The sequence below is a fragment of the Xylanimonas allomyrinae genome, from assembly GCF_004135345.1.
Taxonomy (GTDB): Bacteria; Actinomycetota; Actinomycetes; order Actinomycetales; family Cellulomonadaceae; genus Xylanimonas; species Xylanimonas allomyrinae.
In genome coordinates this window covers 3345243-3364050 of record NZ_CP035495.1, presented here as the reverse complement: position 1 = coordinate 3364050, position 18808 = coordinate 3345243, and the positions used below count along the sequence as shown (strand labels likewise).

Below are 18808 nucleotides of genomic sequence, written 5' to 3'. Positions count from 1 at the left end.
CGGCGGCGTGACGGCGGGACGGCCGTCCGGCTGCGGCTCGACGAACTCGTCCGCGATCCCCTCGGGCCGGTACCCCGGCCCGGCCTGCGTGCGACTCACTAGACCACCGTCTCCCAGCCGTTGACCCAGCCCTGGAGCGCCCGGGTGACGGCGCCCCACACCCCGGTGACGAGCGCCAGGCCGATGAGCACCAGCAGCCCGCCCCCGACCCGCAGGATCGCGAGCCGGTGCCGGCGCAGGAACCCGAGCATGCGCTGCGAGGCCTGGAGCCCGAGCGCGACCAGCAGGAACGGCACGCCGAGCCCGAGGCAGTATGCGATGCCGAGCGCGACCCCGCGGGCCACCGACGCCTCGTCGAGCGCGAGCACCTGGACGGCGCCGAGCGTCGGCCCCACGCACGGCGTCCAGCCCAGCCCGAACACGACGCCGAGCAGCGGCGCGCCCCACAGCCCGGCGCGCGGGCTCAGGTGCAGCCGCCGCTCGCGCTGCAGGAACGGCAGCCCACCCAGGAACGCCAGTCCCATGAGGACGACCACGACGCCGAGCACCCGCTGGATGACGCCCTGCCACTGCACGAGGTGGACCCCGACCGCGCCCGCCGCGGCCATCAGCGCGACGAACACGGCGGTGAACCCGGCGACGAACAGGGCGACGCCCGCGAGCACGCGGCCCCGCACGGGCGCCGTGCGCCCGGGTGCCGATCCCGCCGTGGCCGCCGCCATCCCGCTGACGTAGCCCACGTATCCGGGCACGAGCGGCAGCACGCACGGCGACGCGAACGACACGAGCCCGGCGAGGATCGCCACGGGCACGGCCAGCAGCATCGACCCGGAGAACGCCGTGGTCGCGAACGTCTCCCCCATCACGCGCCCGATCCGCCGGTGGTCCCGGCCTCCGCGAGCACGTCGTCGACGAGGGCGTCGAGCGTCGAGGGGTCGGCCTTGCCGACGACGCGGGCGGCCACACGGTGCTCGCGGTCGAGCACGACGGTGGTCGGGACGGCCTGGAGCGGGACGACGCCCGCGAGCCGTGCGATGACCGAGCCGCTCGCGTCCTCGATGGACGGGTAGGTCACGCCGAAGGTCCGCTCGAACGCCTGCGCGGCCCCGGCGTCGTCCTGGGTGTTGACGCCCAGGACGCGCACGCCGTCGCTCGCGCGCTCGGCCGCGAGCGCGACCAGGCCGGGCGCCTCGGCGCGGCACGGAGCGCACTCGGCGTACCAGGTGTTGACGACGACGACGTCGCCCGTCCACTCGGCGGTGCTCACGTCCGTGCCGTCGAACTGCGTGCCCTCGATCGTCACCGGGTCGTCGCGGTCGGCGGGGTCCCACTGCGTGACGGACCCGTCGCCCGAGACGAAGCCCTGCCCGACGACGTCACCCGCGCCCGAGTCCTGCGCACAGCCGGCGAGCCCGGCGGCCAGTGCGCCGGCGGCGAGCGTCGCGGCGAGTGCTCGCGCGTGCCTCACGTGGCCCCTCACTTGGCCGACCACGCTCCCTTGCTCAGCGTCGCCGACAGGTGCCGGGCCGGCTCCGTGTACTCGATGCCCACGAGCTCGTCCCCCGCGAAGTGGAGGCTGGTCAGCGACGCGAGCGTGCACTCGCGGCGGCGCGGGTCGTGCCACAGGCGCCGGCCCTCGTAGGCCAGGCGGGTGACCCAGATGGGGAGCTGGTGGCTGACCAGAACGACCTCGTGGCCTGCGTGCGCGGCGCGCGCGTCCTCGACGGCCGCTTGCACGCGGTCGGCCTGCTCACGGTAGGGCTCGCCCCAGGAGGGGCGCAGCGGGTTGCGCAGCAGCGGCCACCAGCGGGGGTTGGCGAGCTGCGTGGGGCGCGACCCGACGGTCGTGCCCTCGAACTGGTTCCCGGCCTCGATGAGGCGGTCGTCGCTCGCCGTGACCAGTCCGTACGCGGCGGAGACGGGCGCTGCCGTCTCCTGCGCGCGCTGGAGGGGCGAGGCGATGACGCCGACGACGTCGTGCCCGGACCCGGTGAGCGCCGCGGCGACGACGCGGGCCATCTCGTGGCCACGTTCTGACAGGTGGTAGCCCGGCAGCCGTCCGTATAGCACACGGTCGGGGTTGTGGACTTCGCCGTGGCGCAGAAGGTGGACAGTCGTGGTCACCATGGCGCCAGTGTCCCACGCCCCGCTCGGCGTTCTCCGGGCCTTGGGCGTGGTGAGATCACCGTCACGCGGTGGCGCTCTTCGCCTCCTGTGCCACCTTGGCCATCGCGCGCCCGAGCACCAGGAGCTCGTCGGGATCGATCACGTCGATCATGAGGCGCCGCACCGCGGCGACGTGCAGCGGCGCGGCCTCGACGAGCAGGTCCCACCCGGCGTCGGTCATGACGCAGTTGACGCCACGCCGGTCGCCCGGCACGGCGTGGCGGGCGACCAGGCCGCGCCGCTCCATGCGGTCGACCGTGTGGGTCAGGCGGCTGCGTGACAGCGCGAGCCCGTCGGCCAGGGCCGACATCCGCAGCGTCCTGTCGGGCTGCTCGGAGAGCTGGACCATCAGGTGGTACTCGCCCATCGACAGCGGGATGCCTGCGTCGTGCGCCCGGTCGAGCGCGTCGACGAACCGGGCGGTGCCCTCGAGGTACGAGCGCCAGGCGCGCTGCTGCTCGTCGGAGAGCCACTCGGTCATGGGAATACGGTACGCGAGCCCCTCGTTGTCACTGACGCCCAGCGCGATAGTTGAGCGTTCAACTATTAAATACTTGACTCTCGCCCAGACCCCGATCATCACAGGAGCTCAGCACATGCCCACTCCGCTGCCCGCCGGACTCACCGCCGGAACCTACGCCATCGACGCCACGCACTCGACCGCCTCGTTCTCCGTGCGGCACGCCGGCATCGCCAAGGTGCGCGGCACGATCGCCATCACCTCCGGCGCGGTCACCGTCGGCGAGAGCCTCGACTCGTCGTCCGTCACCGCCGTCCTCGACGCGGCGTCGGTCAACACCGGCGACGCCAACCGCGACGGACACCTGCGCAGCGCCGACTTCTGGCACGCCGACGAGCGCCCGACCTGGACCTTCACGTCGACCGCCGTCAAGGCCGACGGCAGCGACTTCGTCGTCGCGGGCGACCTGACCATCAACGGCGTGACGCGGCCCGTCGAGCTCGCGACCGAGTTCACCGGCACCGCGACCGACCCGTACGGCAACTCCCGCGTGGGTTTCGAGTCCGAGGTCGAGATCTCGCGCGCCGACTTCGGGCTGACGTGGAACACGGCCCTCGAGACGGGCGGCTTCCTGGTGGGCGACAAGGTCAAGATCGCACTCGACATCTCGGCCATCAAGCAGGCCTGAGACCTCGCTGCGGCCGGGTACCGGGACAGACCTCCCGGTGCTCGGCCGCTGTCGTGTCGTGGCTGTCGTGTCGTGACCGTCGTGCCTCGCTGGTCGTGCCTCGCCCCGGCGTGGTCCGCGCCGGTCGGCGACCCGTCAGCCCTTCGCCGAGCGCGACGCCGCGCGCGCCGCCGCGTGGAACGCCAGGATCTGCAGCTCCCCGGCGACGTCGACGCTGCGCACCACCACGTCGTCGGGCACCTGGAGCGCGACCGGCGAGAACGACAGGATCTCGCGCACGCCCGACGCGGTGACGCGCTCGGCCACGGCCTGCGCCGCGTGCGCGGGAGTCGCGAGCACCACCATCGTCACGGACTCGCGTTCGAGGATCTTCTCCAGGTCGTCGAGGTGCTCCACGGCCAGGCTCCCCGACGGGCGGGTACCCACCACGGCCGCCGCGACGTCGAGCAGTGCCACCACCTCGAAGCCACGCGCGGTGTAGCCCGAGTAGTTCGCGAGGGCATGACCCAGGTTGCCCAGCCCGATGATGGCGAGCCGGTGCGTGGACCCCAGCCCGAGCGCGCTCGAGATGACCACGGACAGCGAGGCGACGTCGTAGCCCACCCCGCGCGTGCCGAACGAGCCGAGGAACGACAGGTCCTTGCGCAGCTGCGCCGACCCGACGCCCGAGGCGTCGGCGAGCTCGGTCGACGACGTCGTGCGCACGCCGTCCGCCTCCAGGGCGTGCAGCGCACGCAGATAGTGGGGCAGGCGGGCCACCGTCGCCGCCGGAACCGCCAGGTCGCCGGACTCGATCACCGCATCCCTCTCGTTCGCGCCGTCAATGGCCGCCCGAGGCGAGTCGACGGGCCAGCCTCGCGCCGTCGACCTGCCAGAAGCCCTGCTGCACGCCGTCGACCTCGACGACGGGCACGTAATCGCCGTACCGGTCCCGGAGAATAGCCGAGTCGGGCCCCGAATCGATATCCACCTCGACCCACCTCTCGCCGGCGTCCCCGCAGACGCTGGAGACGACCTCCCGTGCGTCGTCGCACAGGTGGCATCCCGCCCGGCTGAAGAGGACCACACGCGCCGGTCTGCCCGGAGGGTCTGCCTGCGGCCTGTCCACGACCACAGACTACGCGCGCGGATAGGGTGGTCGGCATGTCGGACGTTCGTGCCTCCTCGCCGCGCGACGAGCGGCGTCAGCGCGAAATGGACCCACGCGACCAGGGTCCGCGCGAACGCCGTCAGGCCGCGGCATTCTTCGACGTCGACAACACCGTGATTCGCGGGGCGAGCGCCTACCACCTGTCGCGCGCCCTGTACCAGCGCAAGTTCTTCGGCACGATGGACCTGCTGCGCTTCGCCGTCATCCAGGCGCGGTACGTGCTGTTCGGCGAGTCCCGGCAGCAGATCGACCAGGTGCGCGAACGCGCGCTGTCGCTCATCGCAGGCCGCTCCGTGGCCGAAGTCACAGCGGTGGGCGAGGAGGTCTACGACACCGTGCTCGAGCTGCGCATCTTCCCCGGCACCAAGAAGCTGCTCGACGAGCACATCGCCGCGGGCGACCAGGTGTGGCTCGTGACCGCGACCCCCGTCGAGATCGGCCGCCTCATCGCACGCCGCCTGGGGGCCACCGGCTGCCTGGGCACCATCGCCGAGCACAAGGACGGCTTCTACACCGGCCGCCTGCTGGGCGACCTCATGCACGGCGAGGTCAAGGCCGACGCCGTCCGCGAGCTGGCCGAGCGCGAGGACATCGACCTCGAGGCCTCCTACGCGTACGGCGACTCGCTCAACGACCTGCCGATGATGACCGCCGTCGGCCACCCCTGCCCCATCAACCCCGACGGCCGGCTGCGCCGCCACGCGCGCGAGGTGGGCTGGCCCATCCGCGAGTTCCGCGGTCGCCGCCAGCGGGTCGCCGGACGCAGCGTCAAGACGGCGTCCTGGGCCGGGGCGGCGTGGGCCGCAGGGCTCGTGGTGCGGGCCGTGCGGCGGCAGGTGCGCAAGCGGCTCGACCTGGACTGAACGCAGGGCTGGGCGCCGACGGGAGCGGTCGCATGCCGACCTCGGCCCGACAAGCAACGAGGCCCGGTCCCCTGGGGGCCGGGCCTCGGTACGTCACTTCTTGTTGCGACGCTGGTGACGCGTCTTGCGGAGCAGCTTGCGGTGCTTCTTCTTCGCCATGCGCTTGCGGCGCTTCTTGATGACGGAGCCCATGTGGTCCTCCTGGTGCGGTCGGTCGGTGGAACAACGGTTGGTCCACAGACGAGCGGCCAACACGAGAAAAGTCCGTCCTACAGCCTACCTGATCGCTGCCAGGGGACAGAAAGCGCGGTCACCGCCCCGCTCGGGGCGGCGTCAGTCGTGGTACGGGTCGAGCCCCCACAGGGGGAACACGTGCTTGCGTGTCGCGAGGACGGCACGGTCGACGTCGTCGCCCGGGTCGTAGCCGGTAGCCCACGGACGCCACTCGACCTCCTCGACGCCGAGGACCCGCGCCGCGTCGAGCCCCGACGCCTCAGCGACCTCGGCGCGCCACGACGACGGCAGCGGCAATGCCAGGTCGAGCGGCCGGTGCAGCGCCTCGGCCACGAGCGACGACCACACCAGCGGGACGACGTCGACGACGGCGTACCCGCCGCCGCCCAGCGCGACCCACCGCCCGTCGCACAGCTCGTGCGCCAGCCCGTGGACGATGCGCGCACCGTGCCGCTGCGCGTCGACGCTGACGCGCAGGTCGCTCAGCGGGTCGCGCGCGTGGGCGTCGGCACCGTGCTGCGAGACGATCACGTCCGGCCGGAACTCGCGCACCACCGCCGGCACGACGGCGTCGACCGCGCGCAGCCAGGCCGCCGACCCGGTGCGCGGCGGCAGCGCGACGTTGACCGCCGTGCCCTGCGCACGCGCACCGCCGACGTCGGCCGGGTTGCCCGTGCCGGGGAACAGCGTGTGGCCGTCCTGGTGGACCGAGACCGTGAGCACCTGCGGCTCGTCCCAGAACAGGCCCTCGACGCCGTCGCCGTGGTGCGCGTCGAGGTCGATGTAGGCGACCCGGCGCGCGCCGTCGTCGAGCAGGCGCTGGATCGCGGCCCCGGCGTCGTTGTAGATGCAGAAGCCCGAGGCGGCGTCGCGACGGGCGTGATGCATGCCGCCCGCGATGTTGAGGCCGTGCTGGACACGCCCCTCCCACACGGCCTGCGCGACGTCGACCGAGCCGGCGACGAGACGCGCAGCGGCCTCGTGCATGCCCGGGAACACCGGGTCGTCCTCGGTGCCCAGGCCGCGCGCCGGGTCCGGGACGCCCTCGGACGCGCGGCGCACCGCCGCGACGTACGCCGGGTCGTGAACCGTCTCCAGCAGCGCGTCGGGTGCGGGCCCGACTCCGACGACCTCGAGCCCCGGCGTGTCGAGCAGACCGAGCTCCTCGACCAGGCGCATCGTGAGGTCGAGCCGGGCGGGCGACATGGGGTGCCCGCGGCCGAAGTCATAGCGCAGGAGCTCGGCGCTCCAGACAAGTCGTGCCAAGGACATGCCCGCCACGGTATCGGACCGCATGGCAGAGTTGGCCCGGCGTCCGGAGATCGGTGAACAGGGAGGTCTGGCATGGCGCCCCTGCGTGGCGGCCTGCTCGGGTTCCGCGAGCTGGTGGACCGCACCGCGCGGCAGTCGCCGGCGCGGCTCGCCGTCGCGGTGTTCCTCGGCGTGTGTGCGCTGTTCACGGTGCTGCTCCTCGCTCCGTGGGCGACGGTCTCGGGCCGGTCTGTGCCGTTCGTCGACGCGCTGTTCACGGCGATCTCGGCGGTGTGCGTCACGGGCCTGACCGTCGTCGACACGGGCACGTACTGGTCGCCGTGGGGCCTGGCGGTCATCCTCGTCGCCATCAAGGTGGGCGGGTTCGGCGTCATGACGCTCGCCTCGATCCTGGGCCTGGCCGTCTCACGCCGCATCGGCCTCACGCAGCGTCTGCTCACGGCGTCCGAGACGCGCACCGACCGGCTGGGCGAGGTCGGCTCGCTGGTCCGCGTGGTCATCGTGACCTCGACGTCGCTCGAGCTTGCCGTCGCGGCGCTGCTGCTGCCGCGGTTCCTCACGCTCGGCGAGCCGCTCGGCGAGGCGTCCTGGCATGCGCTGTTCTACGGGATCTCGGCGTTCAACAACGCCGGGTTCGTGCCCACGCCCGAGGGGCTCGCGCCGCACGTCGGCGACTGGTGGCTCGGCCTGCCGATCGTGCTCGGGGTCTTCGTCGGCGCGCTCGGCTTTCCCGTGATCCTCAACATCCTCAGCACGCGCCGACGGCGCCAGCGCGCGTGGGCGCGCTGGTCGGTGCACACCAAGCTCACGATCGTCACGAGCGCCTGGCTGCTGCTGGCCGGCTGGGTGCTGCTGGCCGCTCTCGAGTGGAACAACCCCGCGACGTTCGGCCCGCTGCCCGTGGGCCAGAAGGTGCTGGCCGCGCTGTTCGCGGGCGCGATGCCCCGCTCCGCGGGTTTCAGCACCGTCGACGTCGGGTCGATGCACGAGGGCACGTGGCTCGTGACCGACGCGCTCATGTTCGTGGGCGGCGGGTCGGCGTCGACCGGCGGCGGCATCAAGGTGACGACGCTCGCCGTCATGCTGCTCGCGATCCTCGCGGAGGCGCGCGGCGACAAGGACATCGAGGCGTACGGCCGCCGCATCCCACGCGACACCCTGCGCGTCGCCATCGCCGTGGTGTTCCTGGGGGCGACGACGGTGCTGCTCGGGTCGCTCGCCCTGCTGGAGATCTCGGGCGAGCCGCTCGACGTCGTGCTGTTCGAGGTGATCTCCGCGTTCGCCACGTGCGGACTGACCACCGGTCTGACCCCCGACCTGCCCGACGCGGGCAAGTACGTGCTGTGCGTGCTCATGTTCGTGGGGCGCACCGGGTCGATGACGTTCGCCGCCGCACTGGCCCTCCGCGACCGCCGCCGCATCGTAAGGTTCCCAGAGGAGCGCCCGATCATCGGGTGAGCCGGAGGTGCAGCGCAGGGTGGGGCCGAGGAACGAGGCACCCGCCCGAAGCGGAACCGCAGGCTCACCCGACCAGCAACACCGGGTGAGCCGGAGGTGCAGCGCAGGGTGGGGGCCGAGGTACGAGGCACCCGCCCGAAGCGGAACGGCAGGTGCAGCGCGGGAGCGCTCGGTCCAGGGAAGGAGCCGTCGTGCCGGAGCGGGTCAAGAAGGAGCCGGAGCGCGATGCCGGTGTGCTCGTGCTGGGGCTGGGCCGGTTCGGGTCGTCCATCGCGAGCACGTTGGACCGCCTGGGGCGTGATGTGCTCGCGGTCGAGCGGAACGAGGTGCGCGTCGCCCAGTGGTCGGGGCGGTTGCCGCTGGTGCAGGCCGACGCCACCAACCCGGAGGCGCTCGAGCAGCTCGGGGCGAAGGACTTCGCCGTGGCCGTCGTCGGCATCGGCAGCTCGCTCGAGGCGTCGGTGCTGGTCACGGCGAACCTGGTCGACCTGGGTACGCCGCAGATCTGGGCCAAGGCCGTCTCGTCCGAGCACGGGCGCATCTTGGAGCGCATCGGCGCGCACCACGTGGTCTATCCCGAGTCCGACGCCGGGGCGCGTGTCGCGCACCTGGTGAGCGGCAAGATGCTCGACTACATCGAGGTCGAGGACGACTTCACGATCGTCAAGATGCGTCCGCCTCAGGAGATGCAGGGCTTCACGCTCGCGCAGTCGGACGTGCGGCGCCGCTACGGGGTGACCGTGATCGGGGTCAAGTCGCCGGGGCTGGACTTCCAGTACGCGACGCCCGAGACGCGTGTGGCGTCGTCGGACCTGATCGTGTGCGGTGGTCATGCGGATCTCCTGGAGCGGTTCGCGGCGCGCCCCTGAGGCGGGCCTCACGCCGGCTGCGCGGGCGCGTCGGCCGTCGCGCCGGGCGCGTCGACGCCGGGCACCGCCGTGTGCGTGCCGACCGTGGGAGCATCGGGCCGTGGCCGAGCGACTGGTGGGACTCGATGCGAACGCGATCAGTCGCCTCGTCGACCCCGGGACGTTCGCGCGCGGGCGCGCGTACGCACAGCAGGGCCGGGTCGACGCGTTGCGCTGGGACGCCGCGGAGGGCGTGCTCTCCGCCGAGGTGCGCGGCAGCGGGCGCCGCACGTACGTGACCTGGGTCAGCCTGGACGGCTCCGGGCGCGGCATCGAGGCGGGAGGGTGCTCCTGCCCGGTGGCGACGACCTGCAAGCACGTCGTCGCGTTGCTGCTGCACGCCGTCGGCGGGCCGGCGCAGGCGCGGCCGGCCTCGGCTCCGGCTGCCGCGTGGCAGCAGCAGCTCGACCATGTGCTGGCCGCGGCGCCGCAGGTGCGCGTCCCGGAGCGGACGACGCCGCTGGCGCTGCAGGTGCGCGTGGACGGGCTCGTCCGTGACCCGGCCCGACGCCGTCCGGCCGGGCGGGCGCGCGGGCGCGGCCCGGCCGTGACGACGCCCGACCTGGGGGTCTCGGTGCGCCCGGTGCGGCAGAACGCGAGCGGGGCGTGGGCGGCGGGCTGGGAGGTGAGCTGGGACGCGTTGCGCCGCGAGCACGACGAGGGTCGCTGGGACCCGCGGGTGCGCCGGTGGCTGGCCGAGCTGGGCGCGATGCGCGGCCAGGGGTACTGGGGCGGTTCCGACTGGACGTCGCTCGCGGAGTTCCCGGGCCGGCTCCTGTGGCCGCACCTGGCCTTGGGCCGTGAGCTCGGCGTCCCGTTCGTCGGGACGGCGAAGCGTGACGTGGTCACGCTCGCCCCGCAGGTCGAGCTCGTCGTGGATGCCACGCGCGACGACGACGGGGTACGCCTGACGCCGACCGTTCTCGTGGGCGGGGCACCCGACCCGTCGCCGCTGCGCGGCGTCCTGGGCGATCACGGGCTGTTCACCGTCACGGCTCCGGACGGTTCGGCCGCGACGTCCGGGGGCCGGGCCTGGGTGCTTGCGCTGGGTCCGACGCCGACGCCGCTGGCTCCCGGCGCGGCCGCGCTGCTCGACGTCGGTGGCACGGTTGCGGTGCCGGCGTCGGACGAGGAACGCCTGTACGCCGACTACCTGCCCGCGCTGCGCCGTCAGGTGACGGTGCGCAGCAGCGACGGCTCGGTGACCCTGCCCGCGCCCCCGCGGCCGTCGCTGGTGCTGACCGCCACGTTCGCCGGTGCGGCCGAGGCGACGTTGCGGGCGGCGTGGCTGTACTCGGCGTCCGACGGCGTGGCCGACGGTCACCGGTATGCGTTCGCGCCGTCGGGTGCCGACGTCGCGGTGCGCGACCTGGCGGCCGAGCGCGTGATCGTCGAGCGCGTCGAGCAGGCGGCGTGGGCCGCGGGGTTCGACGAGTTCACGCTCGCGGCGCGCGCGGACGTGACCGGGCTGGCCGCGCTCGACCTGGCCGAGCTGCTGCTTCCCGTGCTCGGCGCGCTCGACGGAGTTCATGTACAGGCGGTTGACCAACCGTTGTACGTCGAGCTTGCGGCGGCCCCGGTGATCGCGCTCGAGGCGCGCGACGCGCAGGACGCGGACTGGTTCGACCTGGCCGTCACCGTGACGGTCGACGGGCACGCCGTCCCGCTCGCCGACGTCCTCGGCGGGCTCGCTCACGGCCGCAAGCGCCTGCTGCTGTCGGACGGTGCGTGGCTGCGGCTCGACCACCCGTCGCTCGAGCGCCTGCGCCTGCTGCTCGCCGAGGCCGACGGCCTGACGGACCGCCGCTCGTCGCAGCTGCGTGTCACGCGCCATCAGGCGAGCCTGTGGGACGAGCTGGCCGAGGTCGCCGACGTCGTCGAGCAGTCCGAGGCGTGGCGGTCCGCCGTCGAGGGGCTGCTCGCGCTGACCCAGGGCCGTGACGGTGCGCGCGGCGCGGCGTCAACGGACGCGCCGGACGTGCCCGGAGGCCCGCGGCCGGGCCCGATCCTGCCTGCGCTGCCCGTCCCCGAGGGCGTACGCGCCGACCTGCGGCCCTACCAGCGGCAGGGTTTCGAGTGGCTCGCCTTCTGCTGGGAGCACCGGCTGGGCGGGATCCTCGCCGACGACATGGGCCTGGGCAAGACGCTCCAGGCCCTGACGCTGCTCGCGCACACGCGTGAGCAGCGTCCCGGCGGTCCCCCGTTCCTGGTCGTCGCGCCGGCGTCGGTCGTGGCCGGCTGGGTGGCCGAGGCGGAGCGCTTCACCCCGCACCTGCGGGTCACGGCGGTCACCGCGACGTCGTCACGGCGGGGCGCGGTGCCGCTGCCCGAGGCGGTCGCGGGTGCGGACGTCGTCGTGACGTCCTACGCGGTGTTCCGGCTGGACGCCGACGCGTTCGGGGCGCTGGAGTGGGGCGGGCTCGTGCTCGACGAGGCGCAGTTCGTCAAGAACCACGCGACGCGTGCCAACCAGCACGCGCGCGCGTTGCGCGCGCCGTTCAAGCTCGCGATCACGGGGACGCCGCTGGAGAACGACGTCACCGAGCTGTGGTCGCTGCTCGCCGTCGTCGCGCCGGGGCTGTTCCCGTCGTTCCAGCGGTTCCGCGCCGACTACGTGCGCCCCGTCGAGGCGGCGTCGCGCCCGGACGCGGACGACGCGCTGCGCCGGAACGCGCAGGCGGTCCTCGCCCGGCTCCAGCGGCGGGTGCGACCGCTGATGCTGCGCCGCACCAAGGAGCAGGTGGCCCCCGAGCTGCCGCCGCGCCAGGAGCAGGTGCTCGCCGTGGATCTCGCGCCCAGGCACCGCAAGGTCTACGAGACGCACCTGCACCGCGAGCGCAAGCGCGTGCTGGGGCTGCTGGAGGACTTCGACGCCAACCGGGTCGCGGTGTTCCGGGCGCTGACGACGTTGCGGCGCATGGCCCTGGACGCGTCGCTCGTGGACGCGGACGCGTATGCCGCGGTGCCGTCCAGCAAGCTCGACGTGCTGTTCGAGCAGCTTGGCGAGGTGGTTGCCGAGGGGCACCGGGCGCTCGTGTTCTCGCAGTTCACGGGGTACCTGAGCCTGGTCGCGGAGCGATGCCGCGAAGCGGGCATCGAGTTCGCGTACCTCGACGGGTCGACGCGGCGGCGCGCCGACGTCGTCGCCGGCTTCAAGGAGGGGACGGCGCCGCTGTTCCTCATCTCGCTCAAGGCGGGCGGGTTCGGCCTCAACCTCACCGAGGCCGACTACGTCTACCTGCTCGACCCGTGGTGGAACCCCGCGACCGAGGCGCAGGCCGTGGACCGCACGCACCGCATCGGGCAGGAGCGGCCCGTCATGGTGGTGCGGCTCGTCGCGCAGGGCACCATCGAGGAGAAGGTCATGGCACTCAAGGAGCGCAAGGCCCGCCTGGTCGACGCGGTGCTCAACGACGACGCCGAGCTGTTCGCCCGGACGATCGACGCCGACGACGTGCGGGCGCTGTTCGACGAGTAGCGCCCGCGCTCACTCCGTGCGCCGCCGCAGCGTCAGCACCCCGAGGACGACGGCGCCGACGATCCACAGCACGATCACGCCGATCGCCCCGCGCACCTGCGCCCAGTCGGCTCCGGCCGCGAGCTGTTGCAGGGCCTCGACCGCGTACGTCAGGGGCAGCACGCGGCTGATCCACTCCAGGACCTGCGGCATCTGGTCGCGCGGCATGAGCACACCGCACGTGATGATCTGCGGGATGATCACCAGCGGCATCATCTGCACGGCCTGAAACTCGGTGCGCGCCACCGCCGACGCCGCGAGGCCCAGCGTGCAGCCGAGCACGGCGTCGAGCAGCGCCACCAGCACCACGAGGCCCAGCGACCCGGCCACGTCCATGCCCACGGCGAGCGCGAACCCGACGACGACGAACGCCTGCACGACGGCGAGCCCGCCGAACGCGAGCGCGTAGCCGGCGACGAGGTCGCCCTTGCGCAGGGGTGTGGTCATGAGTCGTTCGAGCGTGCCGCTCGACCGTTCGCGCTGCGTGGCCACGCTCGTGACCAGGAACATCACGAAGAGCGGGAAGAACCCGACGAGCACGGGCCCGAACTGGTCGAGCACCGGCGTGCCGTCGAACATCCACGCGACCAGGCCCACGATGAGGCACGGCAGCAGCAGGATGAGGGCCACCGTGCGGTGGTCGTGGCGGAGCTGGCCGAGCACGCGGTTCGCGGTGGCGAGGGTCAGGCTCATCGCGTGCCTCCGGCGGCGCGGTCGATCAGGGTGAGGAAGGCGCGCTCGGCGTCGGGGGCGCCCGTGTCGGCGAGCAGCGCGTCGGGCGTGGTGTCGGCGACGAGCGTGCCTGCGCGCAGCAGCAGCAGGCGGTCGCAGCGCGTGGCCTCGTCCATGACGTGGCTCGACACGAGGAGGGTGTGGCCCTGGCGTGCGAGCCGGTGGAACATCTCCCACAGGTCACGCCGCAGCACGGGGTCGAGGCCGACGGTCGGCTCGTCGAGCACCAGCAGCTCGGGGTCGCCCACCAGGGCGGCCGCGAGCGAGACGCGCGAGCGCTCGCCGCCCGAGAGCGAGCCGACCTGCTGCCGCTCGTGCCCGCCGAGGTCGACGGCGTCGATCGCGGCCGTGACCGCGTCCCGCCCGGCGGCGCCGCGCAGGCCCGCGAGCGCGGTGAAGTGCTGAAGGTTCTCGGCGACCGACAGGTCGGCGTAGACCGACGCCGCCTGGGTCACGTAGCCGACGCGACGGCGCAGCGACGGCGACCCGGCGGGCTCGCCGAGCACCCGGAGCTCGCCGGCCACGTTGGCCTGGACCCCGACGACGCTGCGCATGAGCGTCGTCTTGCCCGAGCCGGAGGGGCCGAGCAGGCCCACGACCTGCCCGGCGGGGACGTCGAGGTCGAGACCTTCGAGGATCGTGATGCCGCCGCGGACCACGGTCAGCCCGCGGACGCGCACGGCGGGCGCGACGGCGTCGCCCGGCGGTTTATTCACCATGCGAGGAATTGTGCGTCGCGGACTCCCCCAGCGCAACGCCCGAGCCCTGGCCCCCACCGGGCAGATCGAGCTCGCCGACGAGATAGTGCTGGAGCGTCGGCCCGACAAGTGCGGCGACCTCCCTGGCAGGCAGCGACGCGATGGGCTCGAGCCCGACGACGTAACGCGCCAGCAGCACGCCCACCATCTGCGTCGCCGCAAGCGAAGCCCGCAGACGCGCACTGGCCGGGTCGAGTCGCGCGGCGATCGGGCCGAGCACCTCCGCGCCGAGGAACTGCGGCAGCAGCGCCCGCCGTTCGGGGTCGCTCAGCGCGACAGGCAGCGCGATGCGGATGCCGGCACCGCCGTCGTCGGCATCCCAGACGTCCAGGACGTGGCGCACGATCCGCTCACCGACACTGCCGAGCGGGCCCTCGACGGCGGCCCGCGCGACCGCGCCCGGATCGACGCCGGACAGACCGATGGTGGCGGCAAACAGGTGAGCCTTGTCCCCGAACCAGTGGCGCACGGTGCCCGGGTCGACGCCGGCACGGCGCGCGACACCACGCACGGAGGCGCCGTCGTACCCCTGCGCGGTGAACTCCTCACGCGCCGCAGCGAGGATCTGGCTGCGCGTCTCCTGGCCCGCAGGTCGCCGCCCCCGCCTCGCCGCCTCTGCCCGTGGGCCCATACCCCACATCTAACAACGCCGCGGGCACGGCTCCGCTCTCCCCGCGGGAAGCGACGCGTCCGGCCGGCGCCGGTACCTGTCTCCGCTGCGTTACCCCGGAGGCAAGGCGCGCATGGCGGCCGTACGCGCACGGCATGACCCCGGCCGATCACCAGCGGCTCGCCGACGTCCTCAACGCCACGCCGGCGCGCTGGATGCTCACCTACGACAACGAGCCGGCGGTGCGCGACCTGTACCCAGACCGCCGGGTGGTGGCCTACGAGATCCCGAACAGCGCGAACCGGGCCCGACTCGCCGTCGAGTACGCCGTGTTCTCGGACGACGTCTCGCTGCCCGCTGACCTGATGCTGTTGCCGAGGTCGGCGGGCACGCTCATCGACCGAGCGGGCGCGACGGACTGCGGTGCGCCAGCCGAGCTGCTCGGAAGTGCCGCATGAGCGGGGCTTCGGTCGGCGCTCGGCGGGTGTCAGTACAGACCGAGCACGATCCGCAGGGCGTCGTCGAGGGCCGCGAGCTCGTCCGCATCCAGTCGGCCGGCGAAGTCACCCAGGCGGGTCTCCGGGTTGACGGCTCTGGTCTGCTCGACGAGGACGTACGTCGCGGTGCCGTTCATGTTGATCCGCGGGCGCATGTCGCCCGGCATGGCGCTCGTCGACGTGGGCGCTATGAGCAGGGTGGACAGGTGCAGCCGGTCGGACTGGACGACCACGGCGTAGCGCGGCCCGCGCTGCCCGTGGCCTTCGGTGTCGCGGGTGCGCAGTCGGTAGATGTCACCACGCATCGTCGGCCGACTCCATGTCCGCGAGGATGGCGAGCATCTCGGCACGGTCGGCCGGGTCGTTGCGGATCGCCTCGGCCTGCCGTTCGACCCGCGCGAGCACTGCCTCGCGCTCAGCGGCACGGATCGCCTCGCGCACCGCTTCGGAGCGGCCGCGTCCGGTCAGCTCCACCAGGTGCTCCAGCGCACGCTCGGTCTCGGGGTCGGTTCTCACCACGATCTGGCTCATGCCGCAGGTGTACCACCAATGCGACACCGGATGCAACGCATAGCGCAACACAGGATGCAACGCTGATAGTCGTGATCATGCGTTTCGTCACGAAATACCTTGTTTGGCGGCATGGCATCCCCGACGGCGCGACGGGTCTCGGATCTTGTCGGTTCCCACAGTCCCCCTCTCGCAGCGTTCCCGAGCCTGGCTCGCTGACCTGCATCGACGGGACTCGCCGCGGCGGCCGCGGGCGACGTCAACGACGCACCCTCGTTACTGGTTCCTACAACGCTCCACGGAGGAAGCCACGACCGCTCCAGCGCACCACACCATGCACGACGACGGCCACGCCGGCCAGACGCCGGGCATTGAGGCCGGCCGGTGGCTGGGCACCGTTCGAGCGCGAGGAGTACACAGCGCCGGCGATGCCGGCGAGCAGACCCATGGTGACGAAGATCAAGAAGTTGACCTTCTTGACCTTCACGCCGGAGAGCGCTGCCAGGCGAACCACGATGGCCACGATGGCCACGATGGCCAGCTTGGCGACGAACAGCCCATGGCCTCGACCGCCTGGCCATCATCACGCCTGTCGCGTCTGCTGACGCCTGTTGGAGCCACGTCTCAACAACGATTGACTGACACGCTGCCCGTGACCCGGCGACACGACGGTCAGGGCCAGACGACAAGACGCCTGGCGCAACTCGGGTGGAAGGCCGCGCACGACGGCACGGCCCGGCCACATCGGCCGGACCCTGCCGTCGTCCCAGGTGGGGTCGTGGTGAGGATGCCGGGCTACAACCCCTGGGCGAGCCGGTGGTACGCCGCGTTCCAGCGCACCTGGTCGGCGAACCCGCGTCGCGTCGTCGAGTCGTCGATCACCAGCAGCTCGGTGCGTGCGAGCTGCGCGAACACCTCGAACGCCTCGACGCCCGCCGCCGTCGAGAGCACCGTGTGGTGCGCCCCGCCCGCGGTGAGCCATGCCTCGGCCGAGACCTCGAAGGACGGTCGCGGCTTCCACACGGCGCGCGCCACGGGCAGGTGCGGCAGCGGCGCCGTCGGCGGCACGACGTCGATGACGTTGGCCGTGAGGCGGAACCTGTCGCGCATGTCCGCCAGGGAGACGACGACGGCGCCCGCGGCCGCATCGGCGTCGAACACCATGCGGACCGGGTCCTCCTTGCCGCCGATGCCGAGCGGGTGGATCTCGACCCGGGGCTTCGACGTCGTCAGCGAGGGGCAGACCTCGAGCATGTGCGCCCCGAGGATCACCTCGTCGCCGGGGGTCAGGTCGTAGGTGTAGTCCTCCATGAGCGAGGCACCGCCGGGCAGCCCCTCCCCCATGACCTTGGCTGCCCTGACCAGCACGGCAGTCTTCCAGTCTCCCTCGGCGCCGAACCCGTAGCCCTTCGCCATGAGCCGCTGCACGGCCAGGCCGGGGAGCTGGCGCAGGTCGCCCAGGTCCTCGAAGTTGGTGGTGAACGCCTTCGCCCCGGCAGCGTCGAGGAAGGCGAGCAGCGCGAGCTCCTGGCGGGCGGCGTACCGCAGCGACTCGTGCCGCTCGCCGTCCTTGCGCAGTTCGGGGACGACGTCGTACAGGTCTTCGTACTCGGCGACCAGGGTGTCGACGTCGGCGTCGGAGACGGCCTCGACGGCCGCGACGAGGTCGTTGACACTCCAGGTGTTAACGCTCACACCGAAGCGCAGCTCGGCCTCGGTCTTGTCGCCCTCGGTGACGGCGACGTTGCGCATGTTGTCCCCGAAGCGGACGAGCGTGAGCTCGTGCGTCGCCGCCCAGCCCGCGGCCCCGCGGATCCAGGTGCCCACGCGGCGCTGCACGGCCGGGTTCGACGCGTGGCCGACGACGGTGGTGCGAGCGACGCCGAGCCGCGACGCCAGGTACGCGTACTCGCGGTCGCCGTGCGCGGCCTGGTTGAGGTTCATGAAGTCGAAGTCGATGCTGTCCCACGGCAGCTCGACGTTGGCCTGTGTGTGCAGGTGCAGCAGCGGCTTGCGCAGTGCGTCGAGGCCCGCGATCCACATCTTGGCCGGGCTGAACGTGTGCATCCACGTGATGACGCCGAGCACCTTGTCGTCGGCGTTCGCGTCCAGCATGGCGCGGCGGATCGAAGCCGAGTCCTTCAGGACGGGCTTCCACACGATCGTCGCGGGCACGTCGGCCGCAGCGTCGAGAGCGCGCGCGACCTCCTGCGACTGCTCGGCGACCTGCTGGAGGGTCTGGGCTCCGTAGAGGTCCTGCGAGCCGGTGAAGAACCAGACCTCGCGGTCGGCGTAGGGCTTGCTCACGGTCGTTTCTCCTTCGATGCCGGCCTCAGTGCTGGCCGTAGACGTTCTGGTAGCGGTGGTACAGCGAGTCGATGGCGTCCTGAGCGACGGGGACCAGGTCGCCGCCCTGCCGCGCGATCGCGACCGTGCGGGCGACCTCCTCGAGCAGGACGGCGGCCTTGACGGCTGCCTTGGCGTCCTTGCCGATGGTGAACGGACCGTGGTTGCGCATGAGCACGGCCGGGCTGCGGTGCCCGTCGAGCGTCTCGACGATGCCGCGCCCGATCGAGTCGTCACCGATGATCGCGAACGGCCCCACGGGGACCGGCCCGCCGAACTCGTCGGCCATCATGGTCAGCACGCACGGGATCTCCTCGCCGCGCGCGGCCCAGGCGGCCGCGTAGGTGGAGTGCGTGTGCACGACGCCGCCCACGTGCGGCATGTGCCGGTACACGTAGGCGTGCGCGGCGGTGTCCGACGACGGCGAGCGCGTGCCCTCCACCAGGGTGCCGTCCAGGTCGCACACGACCATGGCGTCGGCGTCGAGGTCGTCGTAGGACACCCCGACGGCTTGATGACGAAGAAGTCGCCCACGCGCTCGGACACGTTGCCGGCCGTCCAGACGACCAGTTCCCAACGGGGCAGCTCGGCGTGCAGCGCGGCGACGCGCTCCTTGGCGGCGTCCACGTCGGCGCGCAA

At 72.8% G+C, this 18808-nt stretch carries 20 protein-coding genes and 2 pseudogenes; 6 read left to right on the top strand and 16 right to left on the bottom strand.

Annotation, left to right across the window (positions count from 1 at the left end; genetic code table 11):
- Window positions 1-98: 98 nt before the first annotated feature.
- From ET495_RS15140 to ET495_RS15125, 4 genes are all read right to left on the bottom strand, one after another.
- The gene (locus ET495_RS15140) at window positions 99-863 is read right to left on the bottom strand and encodes a cytochrome c biogenesis CcdA family protein (protein ID WP_129205471.1); all 765 of its coding nucleotides are present in this window, start codon (window positions 861-863) and stop codon (window positions 99-101) included.
- On the bottom strand, window positions 863-1468 hold the full coding sequence (locus ET495_RS15135) for a TlpA family protein disulfide reductase (protein ID WP_129205470.1): 606 nt from the start codon (window positions 1466-1468) through the stop codon (window positions 863-865). Before ET495_RS15135 ends, ET495_RS15140 begins: the two co-directional genes overlap by 1 nt.
- A gap of 8 nt (window positions 1469-1476) precedes the next feature.
- Entirely contained in the window at window positions 1477-2127 is a 651-nt protein-coding gene (locus ET495_RS15130) for a histidine phosphatase family protein (RefSeq protein ID WP_129205469.1), read from the bottom strand.
- 61 nt (window positions 2128-2188) lie between these two features.
- Window positions 2189-2746, bottom strand: coding sequence for a MarR family winged helix-turn-helix transcriptional regulator (locus ET495_RS15125; RefSeq protein ID WP_342770116.1), 558 nt, complete (start codon window positions 2744-2746; stop codon window positions 2189-2191).
- A 16-nt stretch (window positions 2747-2762) separates the two neighbouring features.
- Here ET495_RS15125 and ET495_RS15120 point away from each other — a divergent pair, with 16 nt between their 5' ends.
- Complete coding sequence (locus tag ET495_RS15120) at window positions 2763-3314, top strand: YceI family protein (RefSeq protein WP_129205468.1); 552 nt, start codon at window positions 2763-2765, stop codon at window positions 3312-3314.
- Between the two features lie 135 nt (window positions 3315-3449).
- Here ET495_RS15120 and ET495_RS15115 read toward each other — a convergent pair whose 3' ends face one another.
- Window positions 3450-4112, bottom strand: coding sequence for a redox-sensing transcriptional repressor Rex (locus ET495_RS15115; protein ID WP_129205467.1), 663 nt, complete (start codon window positions 4110-4112; stop codon window positions 3450-3452).
- A 22-nt stretch (window positions 4113-4134) separates the two neighbouring features.
- Window positions 4135-4380 (bottom strand): glutaredoxin family protein, encoded by a 246-nt coding sequence (locus tag ET495_RS15110; RefSeq protein WP_129205466.1) that lies wholly within the window; start codon window positions 4378-4380, stop codon window positions 4135-4137.
- Window positions 4381-4508: 128 nt separating this feature from the next.
- Between ET495_RS15110 and ET495_RS15105 the strand changes: the two genes are divergently transcribed.
- Window positions 4509-5327, top strand: coding sequence for an HAD family hydrolase (locus ET495_RS15105; protein WP_129206073.1), 819 nt, complete (start codon window positions 4509-4511; stop codon window positions 5325-5327).
- 93 nt (window positions 5328-5420) lie between these two features.
- Here the strand turns inward: ET495_RS15105 and ET495_RS15100 are convergent, their stop codons facing one another.
- Together ET495_RS15100 and ET495_RS15095 are read right to left on the bottom strand one after the other, a co-directional pair.
- Window positions 5421-5519: a 30S ribosomal protein bS22 gene (locus tag ET495_RS15100; protein ID WP_003792170.1), complete on the bottom strand. Its 99-nt coding sequence runs from the start codon at window positions 5517-5519 to the stop codon at window positions 5421-5423.
- Between the two features lie 141 nt (window positions 5520-5660).
- The gene (locus ET495_RS15095) at window positions 5661-6833 is read right to left on the bottom strand and encodes an acetoin utilization protein AcuC (RefSeq protein WP_129205465.1); all 1173 of its coding nucleotides are present in this window, start codon (window positions 6831-6833) and stop codon (window positions 5661-5663) included.
- Between the two features lie 72 nt (window positions 6834-6905).
- Between ET495_RS15095 and ET495_RS15090 the strand changes: the two genes are divergently transcribed.
- From ET495_RS15090 to ET495_RS15080, 3 genes are all read left to right on the top strand, one after another.
- Entirely contained in the window at window positions 6906-8291 is a 1386-nt protein-coding gene (locus ET495_RS15090; protein ID WP_129205464.1) for a TrkH family potassium uptake protein, read from the top strand.
- 191 nt (window positions 8292-8482) lie between these two features.
- Entirely contained in the window at window positions 8483-9160 is a 678-nt protein-coding gene (locus ET495_RS15085; protein ID WP_129205463.1) for a potassium channel family protein, read from the top strand.
- A gap of 100 nt (window positions 9161-9260) precedes the next feature.
- Window positions 9261-12677, top strand: a complete 3417-nt coding sequence (locus ET495_RS15080; RefSeq protein WP_129205462.1) for a DEAD/DEAH box helicase — start codon at window positions 9261-9263, stop codon at window positions 12675-12677.
- A gap of 9 nt (window positions 12678-12686) precedes the next feature.
- Here ET495_RS15080 and ET495_RS15075 read toward each other — a convergent pair whose 3' ends face one another.
- Genes ET495_RS15075 through ET495_RS15065 form a run of 3 tightly spaced genes read right to left on the bottom strand, consistent with a single transcriptional unit; the run spans window position 12687 to window position 14717 of the window.
- The gene (locus tag ET495_RS15075) at window positions 12687-13409 is read right to left on the bottom strand and encodes an ABC transporter permease (protein WP_129205461.1); all 723 of its coding nucleotides are present in this window, start codon (window positions 13407-13409) and stop codon (window positions 12687-12689) included.
- Window positions 13406-14167 (bottom strand): ABC transporter ATP-binding protein, encoded by a 762-nt coding sequence (locus tag ET495_RS15070; RefSeq protein ID WP_129205460.1) that lies wholly within the window; start codon window positions 14165-14167, stop codon window positions 13406-13408. The genes ET495_RS15075 and ET495_RS15070 overlap by 4 nt, the downstream gene beginning before the upstream one ends.
- A complete protein-coding gene (locus tag ET495_RS15065) occupies window positions 14157-14717 on the bottom strand; it encodes a TetR/AcrR family transcriptional regulator (RefSeq protein WP_245993122.1) in 561 nt (186 codons plus the stop codon). The genes ET495_RS15070 and ET495_RS15065 overlap by 11 nt, the downstream gene beginning before the upstream one ends.
- 254 nt (window positions 14718-14971) lie before the next feature.
- Between ET495_RS15065 and ET495_RS15060 the strand changes: the two genes are divergently transcribed.
- The gene (locus ET495_RS15060; RefSeq protein WP_129205458.1) at window positions 14972-15274 is read left to right on the top strand and encodes a hypothetical protein; all 303 of its coding nucleotides are present in this window, start codon (window positions 14972-14974) and stop codon (window positions 15272-15274) included.
- 29 nt (window positions 15275-15303) lie between these two features.
- On the opposite strand, the gene ET495_RS15055 is transcribed toward ET495_RS15060, so the two are convergent.
- From ET495_RS15055 to ET495_RS15035, 5 genes and pseudogenes are all read right to left on the bottom strand, one after another.
- On the bottom strand, window positions 15304-15618 hold the full coding sequence (locus tag ET495_RS15055) for a type II toxin-antitoxin system PemK/MazF family toxin (protein ID WP_129205457.1): 315 nt from the start codon (window positions 15616-15618) through the stop codon (window positions 15304-15306).
- Entirely contained in the window at window positions 15608-15844 is a 237-nt protein-coding gene (locus ET495_RS15050; protein WP_129205456.1) for a ribbon-helix-helix protein, CopG family, read from the bottom strand. Before ET495_RS15050 ends, ET495_RS15055 begins: the two co-directional genes overlap by 11 nt.
- 354 nt (window positions 15845-16198) lie before the next feature.
- Window positions 16199-16325 (bottom strand): annotated as a pseudogene (locus tag ET495_RS18960) (ABC transporter permease subunit); the annotation flags it as partial.
- Window positions 16326-16618: 293 nt separating this feature from the next.
- Window positions 16619-18130: an L-arabinose isomerase gene (araA, locus tag ET495_RS15040; protein ID WP_129205455.1), complete on the bottom strand. Its 1512-nt coding sequence runs from the start codon at window positions 18128-18130 to the stop codon at window positions 16619-16621.
- A 25-nt stretch (window positions 18131-18155) separates the two neighbouring features.
- Window positions 18156-18808, bottom strand: a pseudogene (locus ET495_RS15035) (L-ribulose-5-phosphate 4-epimerase).

What these genes read in the sequence shown, in the direction of transcription:
- ET495_RS15140 (WP_129205471.1), bottom strand. Translation starts at nt 863, where the DNA reads ATGGGGGAGACGTTCGCGACCACGGCGTTCTCCGGGTCGATGCTGCTG.
- ET495_RS15130 (WP_129205469.1), bottom strand. Translation starts at nt 2,127, where the DNA reads ATGGTGACCACGACTGTCCACCTTCTGCGCCACGGCGAAGTCCACAAC.
- ET495_RS15125 (WP_342770116.1), bottom strand. Translation starts at nt 2,746, where the DNA reads ATGATCGGGGTCTGGGCGAGAGTCAAGTATTTAATAGTTGAACGCTCA.
- ET495_RS15120 (WP_129205468.1), top strand. Translation starts at nt 2,763, where the DNA reads ATGCCCACTCCGCTGCCCGCCGGACTCACCGCCGGAACCTACGCCATC.
- ET495_RS15105 (WP_129206073.1), top strand. Translation starts at nt 4,509, where the DNA reads ATGGACCCACGCGACCAGGGTCCGCGCGAACGCCGTCAGGCCGCGGCA.
- ET495_RS15100 (WP_003792170.1), bottom strand. Translation starts at nt 5,519, where the DNA reads ATGGGCTCCGTCATCAAGAAGCGCCGCAAGCGCATGGCGAAGAAGAAG.
- ET495_RS15095 (WP_129205465.1), bottom strand. Translation starts at nt 6,833, where the DNA reads ATGTCCTTGGCACGACTTGTCTGGAGCGCCGAGCTCCTGCGCTATGAC.
- ET495_RS15090 (WP_129205464.1), top strand. Translation starts at nt 6,906, where the DNA reads ATGGCGCCCCTGCGTGGCGGCCTGCTCGGGTTCCGCGAGCTGGTGGAC.
- ET495_RS15075 (WP_129205461.1), bottom strand. Translation starts at nt 13,409, where the DNA reads ATGAGCCTGACCCTCGCCACCGCGAACCGCGTGCTCGGCCAGCTCCGC.
- ET495_RS15070 (WP_129205460.1), bottom strand. Translation starts at nt 14,167, where the DNA reads ATGGTGAATAAACCGCCGGGCGACGCCGTCGCGCCCGCCGTGCGCGTC.
- ET495_RS15060 (WP_129205458.1), top strand. Translation starts at nt 14,972, where the DNA reads ATGACCCCGGCCGATCACCAGCGGCTCGCCGACGTCCTCAACGCCACG.
- ET495_RS15055 (WP_129205457.1), bottom strand. Translation starts at nt 15,618, where the DNA reads ATGCGTGGTGACATCTACCGACTGCGCACCCGCGACACCGAAGGCCAC.
- ET495_RS15050 (WP_129205456.1), bottom strand. Translation starts at nt 15,844, where the DNA reads ATGAGCCAGATCGTGGTGAGAACCGACCCCGAGACCGAGCGTGCGCTG.